Annotated in this window: 14 protein-coding genes and 1 riboswitch; of the genes, 9 read left to right on the top strand and 5 right to left on the bottom strand. The window is 44.1% G+C overall.

Annotation, left to right across the window (positions count from 1 at the left end; translation table 11 throughout):
* Positions 1–75: 75 nt before the first annotated feature.
* From ACXHJ1_RS02200 to ACXHJ1_RS02190, 3 genes are all read right to left on the bottom strand, one after another.
* Positions 76–1578, bottom strand: coding sequence for a stalk domain-containing protein (locus tag ACXHJ1_RS02200; RefSeq protein ID WP_457905526.1), 1503 nt, complete (start codon positions 1576–1578; stop codon positions 76–78).
* Positions 1579–1797: 219 nt separating this feature from the next.
* Positions 1798–2436 carry a cyclodeaminase/cyclohydrolase family protein gene (locus ACXHJ1_RS02195; RefSeq protein WP_102998739.1) on the bottom strand — a complete coding sequence of 213 codons (639 nt, stop codon included), beginning with the start codon at positions 2434–2436 and terminating at the stop codon, positions 1798–1800.
* Positions 2433–3299 carry a bifunctional 5,10-methylenetetrahydrofolate dehydrogenase/5,10-methenyltetrahydrofolate cyclohydrolase gene (locus ACXHJ1_RS02190; protein ID WP_017426244.1) on the bottom strand — a complete coding sequence of 289 codons (867 nt, stop codon included), beginning with the start codon at positions 3297–3299 and terminating at the stop codon, positions 2433–2435. The genes ACXHJ1_RS02195 and ACXHJ1_RS02190 overlap by 4 nt, the downstream gene beginning before the upstream one ends.
* A gap of 113 nt (positions 3300–3412) precedes the next feature.
* Positions 3413–3496, bottom strand: a riboswitch (ZMP/ZTP riboswitch).
* 212 nt (positions 3497–3708) lie between these two features.
* On the opposite strand from ACXHJ1_RS02190, the gene desA reads away from it, so the two are divergent.
* The 8 genes from desA (at position 3709) to ACXHJ1_RS02150 (ending at position 12386) form a co-directional block, all read left to right on the top strand.
* Complete coding sequence (gene desA, locus ACXHJ1_RS02185; protein WP_016819850.1) at positions 3709–4770, top strand: Delta(5) desaturase DesA; 1062 nt, start codon at positions 3709–3711, stop codon at positions 4768–4770.
* Positions 4771–4830: 60 nt separating this feature from the next.
* Entirely contained in the window at positions 4831–5964 is a 1134-nt protein-coding gene (locus ACXHJ1_RS02180) for a sensor histidine kinase (RefSeq protein ID WP_017426245.1), read from the top strand.
* Positions 5961–6560 carry a response regulator transcription factor gene (locus tag ACXHJ1_RS02175; protein ID WP_017426246.1) on the top strand — a complete coding sequence of 200 codons (600 nt, stop codon included), beginning with the start codon at positions 5961–5963 and terminating at the stop codon, positions 6558–6560. Before ACXHJ1_RS02180 ends, ACXHJ1_RS02175 begins: the two co-directional genes overlap by 4 nt.
* A gap of 167 nt (positions 6561–6727) precedes the next feature.
* Complete coding sequence (locus ACXHJ1_RS02170; protein ID WP_016819853.1) at positions 6728–7348, top strand: deoxynucleoside kinase; 621 nt, start codon at positions 6728–6730, stop codon at positions 7346–7348.
* Positions 7348–7989 carry a deoxynucleoside kinase gene (locus ACXHJ1_RS02165; protein WP_017426248.1) on the top strand — a complete coding sequence of 214 codons (642 nt, stop codon included), beginning with the start codon at positions 7348–7350 and terminating at the stop codon, positions 7987–7989. The genes ACXHJ1_RS02170 and ACXHJ1_RS02165 overlap by 1 nt, the downstream gene beginning before the upstream one ends.
* Positions 7990–8180: 191 nt before the next feature.
* The gene (locus ACXHJ1_RS02160) at positions 8181–9182 is read left to right on the top strand and encodes a Gfo/Idh/MocA family protein (RefSeq protein WP_031462935.1); all 1002 of its coding nucleotides are present in this window, start codon (positions 8181–8183) and stop codon (positions 9180–9182) included.
* 274 nt (positions 9183–9456) lie between these two features.
* On the top strand, positions 9457–10890 hold the full coding sequence (locus tag ACXHJ1_RS02155) for a purple acid phosphatase family protein (protein WP_107734993.1): 1434 nt from the start codon (positions 9457–9459) through the stop codon (positions 10888–10890).
* Positions 10891–11159: 269 nt separating this feature from the next.
* Positions 11160–12386 carry an RtcB family protein gene (locus ACXHJ1_RS02150; RefSeq protein WP_016819861.1) on the top strand — a complete coding sequence of 409 codons (1227 nt, stop codon included), beginning with the start codon at positions 11160–11162 and terminating at the stop codon, positions 12384–12386.
* Positions 12387–12478: 92 nt separating this feature from the next.
* On the opposite strand, the gene ACXHJ1_RS02145 is transcribed toward ACXHJ1_RS02150, so the two are convergent.
* Together ACXHJ1_RS02145 and ACXHJ1_RS02140 are read right to left on the bottom strand one after the other, a co-directional pair.
* A complete protein-coding gene (locus tag ACXHJ1_RS02145; RefSeq protein ID WP_016819862.1) occupies positions 12479–13369 on the bottom strand; it encodes a shikimate dehydrogenase in 891 nt (296 codons plus the stop codon).
* A 27-nt stretch (positions 13370–13396) separates the two neighbouring features.
* Positions 13397–14587, bottom strand: a complete 1191-nt coding sequence (locus ACXHJ1_RS02140; protein WP_457905525.1) for an MFS transporter — start codon at positions 14585–14587, stop codon at positions 13397–13399.
* A 216-nt stretch (positions 14588–14803) separates the two neighbouring features.
* Here ACXHJ1_RS02140 and ACXHJ1_RS02135 point away from each other — a divergent pair, with 216 nt between their 5' ends.
* On the top strand, positions 14804–15715 hold the full coding sequence (locus ACXHJ1_RS02135) for a LysR family transcriptional regulator (protein WP_016819864.1): 912 nt from the start codon (positions 14804–14806) through the stop codon (positions 15713–15715).
* The last annotated feature ends 34 nt before the right edge of the window (positions 15716–15749 follow it).

The raw sequence follows: 15749 nt of genomic DNA, 5'->3' as shown, positions 1-15749 counted from the left end.
CTGCATACTACACGCAGTATATAGCAATAAAAGACCAGTCCAACATAAATCATGTTTGGACTGGTCTTTTATATATTATTTCGTCGTAATTACGATAGTATCTTCTTTTTGTATCCAATCTACCTTGGCTCCCAGTGTCTCGCTGATGAGCCTCAGTGGAAGATAACCAATACCGTTCACCATGAAGGGTGGATTGGTGAGTTCTACAGATTTACCGTTCACTTTTGTTTGGCTGGTTTTAAAATTTATTTCTAGAGAGACGGGAGGGTCTCCCGCCTTGGACTGATTCATTTTCGCTATTTTGCTGTTGAAATCATAAGTGATGTCGGCTCCCAGTTGATCAAAAACAGAACGCAGGGGAATAAACGCCTGCCCATTGCGGGTAATCACACCGTTGCTTAGAGGGACAGGTGTACTGTTGAGACGGACGAGAATCGGCTTTTGTACAGGAACTGGCGTACTATAAAGAAATTCATAATCGCCTATGCCGAGTTGCGCGTGTTTGTTAACACCCCAGCCCCACAGTGCGTCGTTTGCCTTTTGCATGATGACGTGCCGTGGTCCTGCCTTGATGCTTTGAATATTTTGAGCAAGTAATGTAAAAGGGACATGGGAGGATAATTTTTCGCCATCTAGAGATGCAACATATACATTGCCAGCAGTGGTTAGAGCAAGAAGGGAGCGCTCAACGAAAAAGGCGTCTTTAACGTCCTTTACTCCTGTTAGCAGTACAGGGGTATTCGTGTTGTGATAGGTTGTATTGTCTAAGGCACCTGTAACTGTAGCCCCCCAGAACCATAGCCGACCTTGCTGATCAATGGCGAGATTGGAATACCTATTAGCCTTGATGGTCTTGATGCCCGATAAGGCTTGAATTTGCGATACGGATAGCGTTTCGGACGGAGCTGCATTTTTATCAAATTCTTTGGGCCACGTCCACACGGTACCATTCTTTTTTAAGGCTATATTTTTAGTAATTGCCGTAATGTCTTTTAATGGTGAAATAGGTTCGAAACCCTGTAAGGCTGTTGTGTTTTTCCATACACTGCCGTCTTTCTTAAGAAATATCCAGCGTTCCTCATAATCCGGTCTTTCTTCATAGTAACTGACTATATCGGCAACCTCATCGATGCCAGATAGGGTTTGAAAAGGACTGAAGATGTTTCTATTGTCGAGTTGATCAGCGAGAAATATGCTGCCTTCGTTGGTCAGAGCGAGCACATGATCATTCAAACTACTTACAGCTGCGAGGTTCTGTAGTCCTTCCAGAGGAACAAATTTCACGGATTCAGAAATATTGTTTCTAGGCACATACCAAGCAGAGTGGTCTTGCAAGGTAAATACCAGATCGCTTTCGTTGATGATATTAGAGAATGTTTTTATTACGTTTGGTTTACCCTCTACACGAGTCGGTACGGATTGATTATAGCCCCACAGCCACAAGCTTCCATCGGATTGGATCAGACTTCCGGAATCATAGGAGCGAATATGCGATGTAGAATCATTTCCGGCCGCCCACACCCTGGGACTGATCAGTAATAACGTAATTATACTGAGTAATAGAGCACGTCTTTTCATACGATTTTCCTCATTTCTTGATCAATGTGTATAAGAGAAAAAGTAATCTTAAAGAATATCCCTAATCCATAGACGAAGAAAGTATAGAAAAGTTTTCCAAATGTAATGAATCAAAATAAAATAACCTCCAAATCCAACAAATAGAGATGGATTTGGAGGTTATTTCTGTTAGCAAGTAGGTAGAATATATGGGTTAGCACAGCTAGTGCGTAGTATGAGCTAACTACTTGCGATTCGACTGCGCACAGTCAATAAGGTTTGCTCTTTAATTTGTCCGATTTCACGGAGGAGTGTGGCTGTTTTGGCTTCGTAGGATTGTTTGACATCCAAGTCTTTTAGCGAGGCAAGGTTAATATCAATGGTGAGCAGGGCGGATTGAGCGGCTGCTTCAAACAAAATCGCACCGATGCCCAGATCGGAGATCACATTTTTATTGGATATTTCCACAATGTTGTAGGCTTGTGATAGTCCGTCCCGGCATACTTCCAGCAGGCGCATAGGTACCTCAATGGCAGCAATCACAGCTGTTTGTAAGGAATGGGTACGATAGCGCTTTTCTTCGTCTGTTTCTTTGGGCAAACGCAGCGCGGTCATGTACTGTTCAAAGGATTGGATGTCTGCGGCCATCAGTTCCTCACAATGCGTAGACAATCTTTCCATACTGCTAATGACTTGCACCATTTGTTCACGGAATTGCGTGTATTTTTCTCCTTGTGAAAGGTTGGCGGTCATGGAGGTCATCGCTGCGCCTAGTGCCGCAGCCAGCGCGGATACACTTCCTCCACCAGGGGTAGGCGCTGCACTTGCAGCTTCTTTCAGAAAATGTCCGATGGACTGGTTCCACGACAGTTCACTCATGAATAAACCACCTCTCTGGAGTAATGTTGCAGACGTATCGCTTTGAGCAGATTTTTGTACAAAATTGCGGTCGTTAGGGTGCCCACGCCACCAGGAACGGGAGAAATGGCATGTACCTTTTCTACAACGTCCTGAGCAGCGTCCCCCACAATTTTACCCTCCAGCGTCTCATTAATTCCTGCATCCACGAGAATCAGACCTGGGTGAACCATATCCTGCGTAATCACATCAGGACATCCGACTGCGACGAAGGCAATGTCTGCATGGCTCAGATGCTCTGCAATATCACGCGTACCTGCATGACAGGCGGTGACGGTGGCATTTTCTCTTTGCAGCATGTGGAAAAGGGGAAGTCCCACTGTTTGCCCGATGCCCACGAGCGTGACATTTTTGCCTGTCAAGGAGTGGCCGTAATGCTTGAGCAGTTCAATACAGGCTTGAGGTGTAGCGGGGTATAGCCCTGCGTCACCCGTAACGGTAGCCAGCTTGTTATTAGGTGTAATTCCATCAATATCCTTGTAGGGGGCGATGGACTGCTTAATAACGGAGGCAGAAAGATGTTGAGGAAGCGGGAGTTCCAGCATAATGCCATGTACATGGGATGCATCATTTAGGGTACCGATCACGTGCAGAAGTTCGGCTTCGCTTACATGACGATTAAAAGTATGGAGATGAAATGAGATGCCCAGCTTCTCTGCTATTTTTTGCTTGGTCCGTGCATAGTATGCAGATGCCGGATCACCCTCTACCAACAGGGTTGCCAGATGGGGACGGTGTCCTTGCTGTTTCATTTGCTCTACTTGGGAACGGATCGTTGCATACACTTGCTCAGCTGCTTCTTTGGATTTCATGATAATAGCCATAGTCCGAGCCTCCTCTGAATTTATCGCATAATGGAATCAACAGGGTGTCATGGTCTTAGAAAACGAAAAAAAGTATTTGCACAAGGTCGTCAAGACAGACGAATCCTCTGCAAATACTTCTCCCAGGCGAACGGTACGCTTGATTGTATGCTCCCTCGTGGTTCATTCCACTGACTTCGCCAGTCACATACAGCGTTATATATCTTATATTTTAACAAAATAACAGCAGAAAAGAAACCCGTGAACATTTGCCAAACAGGTTTGGTTAGTTGTCTATATGACAAATGTCATATGCCTGAACTGACGTTTATGACTACAGCAGATACAGCGGTCTCCTTATACTGAGCTTAGATCAACATGTACGCCTGACAGGATTAAGGTATGGGCTGCATTTTAAAGGAGGATCATAATGGGTATGACACAACTCCCGTTAGCTCAATTGAAAAAAAATATGGCTCCCTACGAGAAAATAAACACGAAATCCAGCGTTCTGCAACTGTTCAATACCTTGGGACCGCTGATCCTATTGTGGTATGCCGCTTATCTTAGCCTAGCGGTTTCTTACTGGCTGACGCTTCCCATTACCATTATTGCGGCAGGGTTTGTGGTACGGACGTTTATTATTTTTCACGATTGTGGTCATCAATCTTTTTTCAAAAGTCGCAAGCTGAACGATATTGTGGGAACTATTACAGGTATTATTACGCTCTGCCCTTATCACCAATGGAAAAATAGTCACGCGATCCACCATGCAACCAGCAGTAATCTGGATAAAAGAGGCACAGGTGATATGTGGGTGCTCACGGTAGAAGAGTACACAGCAGCTTCCACATGGACACGGCTGGCCTATCGTATATATCGAAATCCTTGGGTTATGTTCGGCCTAGGTCCAATCTATACTTTTTTGATTTCCTATCGGTTTAATGTCAAGACAGCCAAACGTAAGGAAAAGATAAACACCTATGTGACGAATATATCCATTGTTGCATTGTATGCACTGTTGTGCTGGGCTATTGGTTGGCAGGCATTCCTTCTGGTACAGACGCCTATCTTTTTTGTCTCTGGTATGTTGGGAATCTGGCTGTTCTATGTGCAACACCAGTTTGAGGATTCGTATTTTGAGCATGATGAAGAGTGGAGTTATATTAATGCGGCCGTCGAGGGCAGTTCTTACTACAAGCTTCCTAAAGTATTGCAATGGATTACAGGTAATATTGGTTTTCATCATGTTCACCACTTGAGCCCGAAAGTACCAAATTACAATTTGGAGAAAGCGCATGAAGCGACACCGTTGCTGCAAAAGGCGACCACGATTACGGTGAGTAGCAGTCTGGAATCTTTGAAGTTCCGACTATGGGATGAAAGTACCAAGACCTTTCTGACCTTTAAACAAGTAAAGCCGCTGCTTAGCAAACGTGTTGGCACTTCAAAGCCCATCCCTACGCCTGTTGTAGGCACGGAACGAAAATAACGTTGTACGGAAATTGGTATGTTAAAATAAGGGGTATCTAAAGTAGAAAAGGGTGGCAGGATGCAAAAGTGGTATCAGATTTTCCAAAGAAATACGGGGCTTAGCCCTTATGTGTGGGTTGTCTTTTATATCCTGCCCTTTTATTATTTTAGCTCTTCATCTACAAGTCATATTATTCTGGGAACTGCTATTATTTTGGTGTTTTTTGCTTGTTATGTACTGGCTTTTGTCTCTCAAGGCTGGCTCATATACTTTTGGACCAGTGTGCAGATTGCTATATCGATTACGATGACGCTGCTATTTAGCTATATGTACTTTTCCATATTTATCGCTTATCTGATTGGTAATATGAAAAGTAAGGCTGCATTTACGACGCTGTATATCATTTTAATGGTGATTACGATTGGATTAATTAATTATGGGTTTGTTTCTCAAAATCCTGTATTCATTAAGCAGATTCCTTTTATCCTGCTCAATCTGATTGGTGTGATCCTCCTGCCGATTACGAACTTTAATCGCAACAAAAGTGATCGGCTTCAGGTCCAATTGGAGGATGCCAATAAAAAAATATCGGAATTGATTAAGTTGGAAGAACGGCAAAGAATCGCGCGTGACCTGCACGATACCTTGGGTCAGAAGCTGTCACTCATTGGACTGAAGAGCGATTTGGCGGGCAAGTTGCTGGACCAGTACCCGAAACGGGCTCATGCCGAAATTAACGATGTTCGTCTTACGGCGAGAAGTGCGTTAAAAGAAGTAAGAGAAATGGTTACTCAAATGCGCGGCATGAGACTAGAGGATGAACTGCTGCGTATTCGGCAAATTTTAAAGGCTGCTCACATCGAACTGACCTTGGAGGGCGACCCGAAGCTGGAGCATACGTCATTAATGAATGAAAATGTGCTGAGTATGTGTATGAAGGAAGCTGTAACTAATGTAGTGAAACACAGTGGAGCTACCGCTTGCTCCATCACCATTGAGCCGTCTCGTAAGGAATTGACCCTGCGGATTCAGGATAATGGAGTTGGTATTATGGGAGAAAATGCAGTCTTTCGGGGACATGGTCTGCAAGGCATGAAGGAAAGGCTCGAATTCGTGAACGGATGTATGGAACTGCGTTCAGATCAGGGAACGACCCTGGTCATTAAAGTGCCTAACATCACTGAAAAGCCGAATGAGGAGGTGGGGCCATGATTCGAATCGTCATCGCAGAAGACCAGCGTATGCTGCTGGGTGCTCTAGCCTCCCTGTTGGACTTGGAAGAAGACATGAAAGTAGTCGGAAAAGCAAGCAACGGGGAAGAAGCTATAGAACTGGTGAAGCTGCATCAGCCAGACATATGCATTATGGACATCGAAATGCCGATCAAGAGCGGATTGGATGCGGCAGAGGAACTCAAAGGCTTGAATTGCAAGGTGCTTATTTTAACAACGTTTGCTCGCCCCGGGTATTTTGAACGAGCGATTAAGGCGGGCACACACGGTTATTTACTCAAGGATAGTCCCAGTGAAGAACTGGCTTCCTCCATTCGCAGTATTATGGCAGGTCGACGTATTTACGCTCCAGAACTGGTTGATGATGCTTATGCCGAGGTCAACCCGCTGACTGAGCGTGAAAAGACCGTTTTGGCGCTTATTGCTGACGGAAAGAACACCAAAGAAATTGCTGGTGAACTGTATTTAACAACAGGGACAGTGCGGAATTATATTTCAGTCATTCTCGATAAGCTGGGTGTCAGCAACCGGATTGAGGCCATTACACGTTTTAATGAAAAAGGTTGGTTTAAATGAGAGACAGACAAAATATTAAGCAGGACAGGGCGCTATGAAACCAAACATAGCTGCTCTGTTTTTTTGTTTTATCCATAGATTTGTTATGCCTCTAGCGTACTTCCTTGTGATACAATAGGATAGTTGTCCACAGGATGGACCTGGAGTACAAGGAGGAGCAGAACCGCATGAAACAAGCCCCGTTTATAGCCGTTGAAGGGCCGATTGGAGCCGGCAAGACGACGTTGGCTTCGATGCTTTCAACCGAGCTACATTTGCCGATGATCAAAGAGATTGTCGAGGAAAACCCGTTTCTCGATAAATTCTATCAAAATATAGATGAGTGGAGCTTTCAGCTGGAAATGTTCTTTCTCTGCAATCGGTATAAGCAGCTAGAGGATACTGGCCTGCAATATATCGAGAAAGCTCAGCCTGTGATTTCAGATTACCATATCTATAAAAATCTGATTTTTGCTGAACGTACACTTAAAGGTGTAAAACTCGAAAAATATCGCCAAATCTATCATTTGCTCACCGATGATATGCCTAAGCCGGACATTATCGTTTATATTAGAGCAGATTTGGATACGTTGCTGAGCAGAATCCGTAAGCGCGGACGCTCCTTTGAACAGGAGATGGACCCTGCCTATCTGGAGCAATTAATTACGGATTATGATAAAGGCATTCAGTTTCTCGCCGAACAGTCACCTGCCCCGCGTATATTGACCGTGAACGGGAATGAAATTGATTTTGTAGAAAACCAGGCACAATTTGAACAAATTGTTTCCGATGTAAAGGAGCTTATATAGTGAATAATTACAACATTCCTGCAAATGCCCTGATTACGGTAGCGGGTACGGTAGGTGTAGGTAAATCCACGTTAACAGGTGCTTTGGCCAGTCGTCTTGGTTTTAAAACCTCGTTAGAGCAAGTCGATCATAATCCGTATCTGGAGAAATTTTATCACGACTTCGAACGATGGAGCTTTCATCTGCAAATCTATTTTCTCGCGGAACGCTTCAAGGAGCAAAAGAACATTTTCTTGTCTGGTGGAGGTTTTGTGCAGGATCGTTCCATTTATGAGGATACAGGCATTTTTGCGAAAATGCATGCTGATCAGGGAACAATGAACCCTACCGATTACGAAACATATACTAGCCTGTTTGAGGCGATGGTCATGACCCCGTTCTTTCCGCACCCTGATGTGCTGATCTATCTGGAAGGCAGCTTGCCCTCCATACTGAGTCGGATCGAAGAACGCGGTCGCGAAATGGAGATTCAGACCGAGCGATCCTATTGGGAGCAAATGCATCGCAGATATTCCAATTGGATCAACGAATTTGATGCCTGTCCTGTACTGCGTCTAAACATTGATGAGTACGATGTACATGACCCTGCCTCCATGGATGCCATTTTGACAGAAGTGGGCAAGGTAATCTCCACAAAGTAGAGATATAACCCCAAAAAGCATACAAGGACTGTGGTACAATCAGTATAAATTAAGCTGATAGACCGCAGTCTTTTTTAATATGTGGAAGTATGAGGGATGACAGGCAGTATAGTGGACAAGTCTTGGCTGGAATGCGAGAATAGGAACATATATTAATTGTAATGACTCACGGGAAAGGATGGGATACTGTGATGCGTTTTGGTATCGTTGGAACGAACTGGATAACGGAAAGATTTATTCAAGCTGCGATAGAGACAGACGAATTTTCCCTGACTGCGGTGTACTCACGAACAGAGGAGAAAGGCCAAGCCTTTGCTGATAAATATAGCAGCCAGCCGGAGGTTTTTACAGATCTGGCGCAAATGGCTGCAAGTGATCAGGTGGATGCCGTATACATTGCCAGTCCTAATTCCTTACATGCAGAGCAAGCGATCTTATGTATGAACCATGGAAAGCATGTGCTGTGTGAGAAGCCTTTTGCTTCTAATGCAGCAGAGGTGCAGAGCATGATCGAAGCCGCGCGCAACAACGATGTTCTGTTGATGGAGGCTGTTAAATCCACGCTTATGCCCAACTTTAAAATTATAAAGGATCATATGTATAAAATAGGCCGGGTTCGGCGTTATTTTGCAAGTTACTGTCAATACTCTTCACGCTTTGATGCTTTTAAGCAGGGTAAGGTGCTGAATGCCTTTAATCCGGCTTTTTCAAATGGTTCCTTGATGGATCTGGGAGTGTATTGTTTGTATCCGATGGTGGCATTGTTCGGCAAACCGGATGAGATCCGAGCGGTGGGTGTGCTGTTATCCTCTGGTGTGGACGGCGAGGGCAGCATCGTGATGAAGTATCCGGATATGGATGCGATCGTCATGCATTCCAAAATTACAGATTCCTATTTGCCTGCCGAAATTCAGGGTGAGTATGGAACGATGGTAATCGACAAAATCAGCCAGCCCTATGAGGTGAAAATTCATTATCGGGACGGCACGATTGAGGATTTGACCAAGGCTCAGACGCGTGAGCCCATGTATTATGAAATTCGGGAATTTATGGATCTGATCAAGAGTGGGGAACGCAACAGTTCTATTAACTCTTTGGAGTGTTCACTGGCAGTCGCTGAAGTGATGGAGGAGGCAAGACAACAATTTGGCCTTCGTTATGAAGCGGATTTGAAAAATACTTCTGCGCATTAGTTGGCTAGTGATTTAATAAAACCTTAATGATTTTCGAAGACTCGCCACTGTTTCTTATATGGGGTGAGTCTAATACTATATGTAAATAGCACCTAGAACAGGAATAAGGGCTCCCGGTTTAGCAAATTTTGCAAACATCCGGGGCCTTTTTTAGTTTATATACCTATTCTCATTTTTTACAAAGTACTATATTTCCAAAGACAACGTATTAACAATTGATTGTTATGATCATGTTTATAACTTTTACATATTAACTGCACAGAGGAGTGTACACATGTTTAAGAAGTTTCAAAAATGGTCAGCAACATCTATGTCTGTTGCTCTTGCACTAGGTTTGATTACTGGCATGTCAGCTTTGCCTGTTCATGCTGAGTCACCAGTGAACACAGATCAAGGTATTAGTAAAGTTACAGCTACATTTTATGGAGACACCAAAGCCTCCAAAGGATTTACCTGGTATACCTCAAAACTTTTCACGAAGAGCACGGTTCAAGTAACCAAGAAAACCGCTTCTGAAGCTGATTTTACGAGTGCTCTTACATTTGAAGGTACTTCCTCTCCATCAACCAATTCTCCAGAAGAGCTTGTCCATAAAGCCGTAGCAACAGGCCTTCAAGCGGACACAGCTTATTATTATCGTGTTGGTGATGCAGCGCGTGGGATATGGAGCGAAACAGGTACGTTCCAAACAGCTCCTAAGAGTGGTGAATTTACCTTCATTGATCTAGCTGATACACAAGCAAAAAGCGAAGATGAAGCCATATTGTCTTCACAGACGCTCGAAAAAGCACTTCAAACCGTAAATCATGCTCAGTTTGTAGTCCACAACGGGGATATCGTAGATACCGGTACCAAAGAAGAGCAGTGGAACTGGTTGTTGGGGCATTCACAAAAAAGCCTTTTGAATACAACCATTGTTCCTTCAGCAGGTAATCATGAGGATGAGAACTATGCTTTTTATGATCACTTTAATATTAACCAACCAGCTGGTTCAGCTACTAAAACAGGAGCGTACTACTCCTTTGATTACAGCAATGCTCACTTTATCGTACTGAACTCCAATGAGGACTCAGAGAAATATGCCAATTTTTCGGAAGACCAAGTCGAATGGTTAAAGAAAGATGCTGCGGCAGCCAAAAAGGCAGGTGCAAAGTGGATCATTGTGAATATTCATAAAGGTCCTTACACTACCTCTAACCATGCAACAGATGCTGACATCATGGATAACAATGGAGTTCGTAACCAAATCGCTCCACTCATGGACAAACTTGATATCGACTTTGTCGTGCAGGGGCATGATCATATTTATGCTCGGACGAAACCAATCAACCAAGAGGGTAAAGCAACAACGCCAACCAAATTAAAAGATAGATTAAATGAAAAGACGATTGAATATAGTGTGAATCCGGATGGAAGTATCTATGTCATCCCGGCAACCGCTGGCCCCAAGGTCTACTACAAAAACCCAAGTGAAAAACTTGGAGATAAGTATTATAATCTTTTTGAACTAGCTGAAGAGAATCATGCGGCAGTTTATGGCCCAGATCCGAGTGACAATCGTAGACCTGTACGAGGACAGGTACAAAATTTTGTGGGCATCACCGTAGACGAAAATAAACTTACAGCCGTAACGTATGAAATTGATCAAAACAAAAATGATGCCAAACCTTTTATTGTGGATCAGTTCGGGATTATCAAAAATTATTAGTATATTTTGATTCAATGGTTTCCAAATGGTCTCTAAATGATCATAAAAGGATATCCTACAGTCTGTTTGGCTGCAAGGATATCCTTTTTCATTTCCTTATAGGGCCGGGACTTTCTTATAGAGAGACATCTGAAGTGGTGCTTGTAATACTTACGCCCTGTTCAGAAGCGGGTACATCGTACATAATGCTATTAACAGTCCAAAGTTTAAAAGTAGAGTATTCAATTTTACATAGATAATTTTTTTGCAAAATAAGGGAGGATACAACGATGGCTTATCAAGAAATGAATGGAGTACGCGTATGGGGAGCACCTGATCCGGGGGCACTATCTCAAGCCCGCACATGTGCCGAAAATGGCAATGTGATTCAGGCGCTGCTGATGGCAGATCATCATAAAGGCTACAGTCAGCCGATTGGTGGTGTGGTGGTATATGACGGACAAATTTCACCTTCAGGTGTGGGGTATGATATCGGCTGTGGAAATAAGGCGGTAAGAACCAAGCTGTCTGCAGCAGATATTATGCCGCGTATTTCAACCGTGATGAATGAGATTGCACGTCAGATTTCGTTTGGCGTAGGTCGTGTGAATGAGGTTCAGGTAGACCATGAGCTGTTCGATGACCCGGATTGGGCGGTATATGCAGCGATTGGGAAGCAAGAGCATGACAAACTGAAGTCCTTGGCGAGAGAACAACTGGGTACAGTAGGAAGTGGTAATCATTTTGTTGATGTATTTGTGGAGGAAGCGACAGGACAGGTCTGGGTTGCCAATCATTTCGGTAGCCGGGGCTTTGGACACAAAACAGCAAGCGGGTTTCTAAATTTGGCCGCAGGACGGGAGTTCCTCGGAAAGGCGCCAGGAGAACATATGGATCAGCCGCCTGTGCTGCTGGATATGAACAGTGAGCTGGGGGACATGTACTACCGTGCGATGCGCCTTGCCGGACGTTATGCTTATGCCGGACGTGACTATGTGATAGAACAAGTGCTTGGTATTATGGGGACTGAAGCGGACTTTACGGTGCATAACCACCATAATTACGCGTGGAAAGAACAGCATGATGGACGCGACACCATTGTGGTCCGCAAAGGTGCAACCCCCTCGGCCCCTGGTCAAATGGGCTTCATTGGAGGAAGCATGGGCGATATCTCGGTGATTGTACGTGGAAAAGATTCGGTAGAAAATCGGGATTCCTACTATAGTACAGTTCATGGTGCAGGGCGTATTATGAGTCGTACCCAGGCAGCTGGTAAAATGAATTGGAAAACCCGTACGCGTAGCGGTGGGCAGATTACGGACCTACAGATGAAGGAGGCCGTTCGAAACTACGGTGTCGAGCTGCGCGGAGCAGGTACTGATGAGAGTCCGTTCGTCTACCGCAAACTGCGTGAGGTGCTGGACGCTCATTCCGAGACCGTGGAAGTTATGCATGTGCTGAAGCCGATCGGGGTATGCATGGCTGGGGCCAATGAGTTTGACCCTTATAAGGATTAATGAAATGATTTAACAATAAAAAGGGACTATACCCGACAGGAATGATCATTCGTCGGGCATAGTCCTTCTGAGTTATGTAGTGCCTCTCAATCTTACAGTTGATCAGCAAAAAGCTGTTCTTTAATATAAGCGACAGGCATTTCTTGTCCTGTCCATAATTCGAAGGCAAGTGCGCCCTGCCACAGCATCATGCCCAGACCGTTAATGGCGGTTGCACCTACAGACTCAGCTTGTTCAATCAGCTTGGATTTGGCTGGGCTGTATACAACATCGGTCACGATCAGATCGGAACGAAGCATGGACACATCTTCAATGACACTTTTACCTTCCAGCGGTTTCATACCGACACCTGTACCGTTAGCGAAAATATGACTTGTAAGAATCTCTTCACGCAGCTTCTCTTGATTCTCTAATGCATAGATATTCGCCTTGACTTGGGCATGTTTCATCTCTTCATTAATAATACGAACATTCTCTTCCGCCCGGGCAAAGAACTGGTCATTACGAGCGAAAATTGAAATTTCAGCGAGACCAGCCCGAGCGGCTTCAATAGCAATCGGCGTTGCAGCACCGCCTGAGCCGACGAGTGTCATTTTCTTACCTTTCAGATCAATGCCGTGCTCCTGCAAGTTACGAACATAACCAGATCCATCTGTACTGTAGCCTTTCAGCTTACCATCCGTATTCACGACGGTATTGACAGCACCTGTAAATTTAGCGCTGTCGTCCAGCTCGTCAAGGTACTGTAAGATCGCTGTTTTGTTAGGCATGGACACGTTGTAGCCGCGTATGTTTAGAGCGCGCATTCCCCGTACTACTTCTTCGAGTTGTTCATTGCCTACTTCAAAGGCCATATATGCGTTGTTCAGCCCCAGTTTTTCAAACGCAAGATTATGCATAGCCGGGGACAAAGAATGTCCGATCGGTGTAGCAAGCAGTCCAATTAATTGTGTTCTTCCGTCAATACGTCCAGCATTTTTCATAATAAGCCTCCAAGTGATCTGTGTAGTTTAATGAAACACTTTTTTATATCGATAAGCAACAAACACGGCCAGCAAAATGCTGACTACGGCAATCGCAATATCCAGAATGAATACCGAGGTAATTCCCAGACTTTTGGACATGCTCCCGGTAGCCAAAGGCATCAGGATGAACGATAGGCTGGCTGCTATGTTCACGAGAGAAGTCGTAGTTCCTTTGTTCTTGCGGAAAAATTCCGTCATAACCGTGAGGGCAATTTGGAATATGCCTGCGGTGGACAAGCCGATTAAGAATGAACTGATCAAAGTAGCGACAGGATTGTGCCATACAATTAAAGCCAGCAAAGAAAGCAGGGCAATAAGCGGGTACACAATCATGACGGTAATGGGCTTAATGAATCTACCAAGTACCACAGCCAACAAAATAACGGAAACTAGTGAACCTATACTGTAGTAGCTAAGCAGCTTAATGGCGCTGGCTTTGTCCATGCCCAGAGCCTCTTGTCCAAAGGTAGGAAGCCATAGCTGCACGATCATGAACAATACAGTGGAAGTAAAACCGATAATAATCAGAGACAAACCTTCTTGCCAAAACTTGGGCTCGCTGTGGAACGAATCCGTTGATTGACCAGTCTCGGTTGGAGCCTTTTGTTCCTCTGCTTTGTGGTTGGGGAAACCGGTCATCGACAAGAAGATCCCGTTCAGCAGATAAATTCCTGCAGGAATAAAGAAGGAATATCCATAGAACATATCGTGGTTAATAAAAAATGCAATCATGAACGGAATAACAATGGCACCGATCGAGATGGATGCTTTGACCAGGACGGTTGCAGACCCGGCTTTTTTTCCGAACCCTTCAATGAGTGCGGGATAAGTCCCCGCATCCATCATAGAGTTGCAGAGCCCTGCGATAATGGCAAACACGAATGCCAACGTGTAGTTAGGTGCAAGCGGAATGCCGATTAGGAAGATTAAATAAGCAAGTGATGCAATAACAATCAGTGGTTTCCTTCCGTATTTATCTGACATTTTTCCGGCTACTCCGAGAGCAAGCAGTTTACCGATTCCAATCGCTGACACCAGATAGCCGATGGCTGCTTTATCTGTATTCAATTGCACAGTCAGAAAGCTCATATTCGACGAGAGAATAACATTAATCATACCCAGAAGAAAATAGTTGATATAAAGCCCTGTTGCCATTCTGATATAAGGATTTTTCATAAGTGTAACTCCCAACTTAAATTTTAGATCAATGGCCTAGGTAGGCATCGTCCAGGTCTATTAAAGTGCGCCCACAAACAAGTGAAAATATTCACATAATGTCTATGTCTTAATTATATAAGGGGTGTTATTATAAATCCAATGCATATTTTTATCGTTTTTCATAGTTTGAATCTATAATTTAAAATATGAATTAAAGAGGGAGCGTACATCCTTATGAATCTGAAGCACTTACAATATTTTCGTGTACTTGCAGAGATGGAGCATTTTACCCAGGCAGCTGCGCGGCTATGTATCACTCAACCCAGTTTAAGTCATGCGATTTCAGAATTAGAAAAGGATTTGGGCGTTCATCTGTTTGAAAAGCAGGGGAGGAATATTCGGCTAAACAAATACGGGCGATTTTTTCTGAAGTATGTGGAGCACGCGATGGATGAATTGGAAAAGGGGGAGTATAACTTACGGGAATTAGTGAGTCCAAGCCATGGGAATATAGATTTGGCGTTCATTTACACGTTAGGTTCACACTTCATTCCAGCGATAATCCAAGCCTTTTCAGCTCTGGATGCCCGTAAAGACATTTCCTTTTCGTTTCACCAAGGGAATACGAACGATATTATTCAAGGCCTGAAGCAGGAACACTATGACGTGGCGTTCTGCTCTCACGTGGAAAATGAACCAGATGTAGAGTTTATTCCGCTGGCTCAGCAGGAATTGGTGGTCATTGTTTCTCCTGATCATCCGCTGGCTTCTCTGGACCAAATTGACCTCAAAGATACAGCGGATTACCCGGTGATCTTCTTCAACAAAAAGAGTGGGGTTCGGCCCATTATTGAAAATTTGTTCGCCAAGGCAGGCGTTACGCCACAGATTATTTGCGAGATTGAAGAAGATACGGCAATGGCTGGGCTGGTGTCTATTAATTACGGGATCGGAGTTATGCCCCGCATTTCATCGTTAGATTATTTTAATGTCAAAACATTGCCTATTGTAAATCCAGAATACGAACGTTTTATCTACCTAGCCAGCATTAAAAATAGATATTTATCCCCGGCAGTTGTGGAGTTTCGGAACTTTGCCCTAAGTTATGGCAAGGAGTTTTATCTGAAGACGCATCAGCGTGTCTAAGCTGGAGTCTCGCAATATTTAAACTTGATAAATT

This window comes from Paenibacillus sp. ALE2, from assembly GCF_054113385.1.
This window is presented reverse-complemented; position numbering and strand designations above follow the sequence as displayed.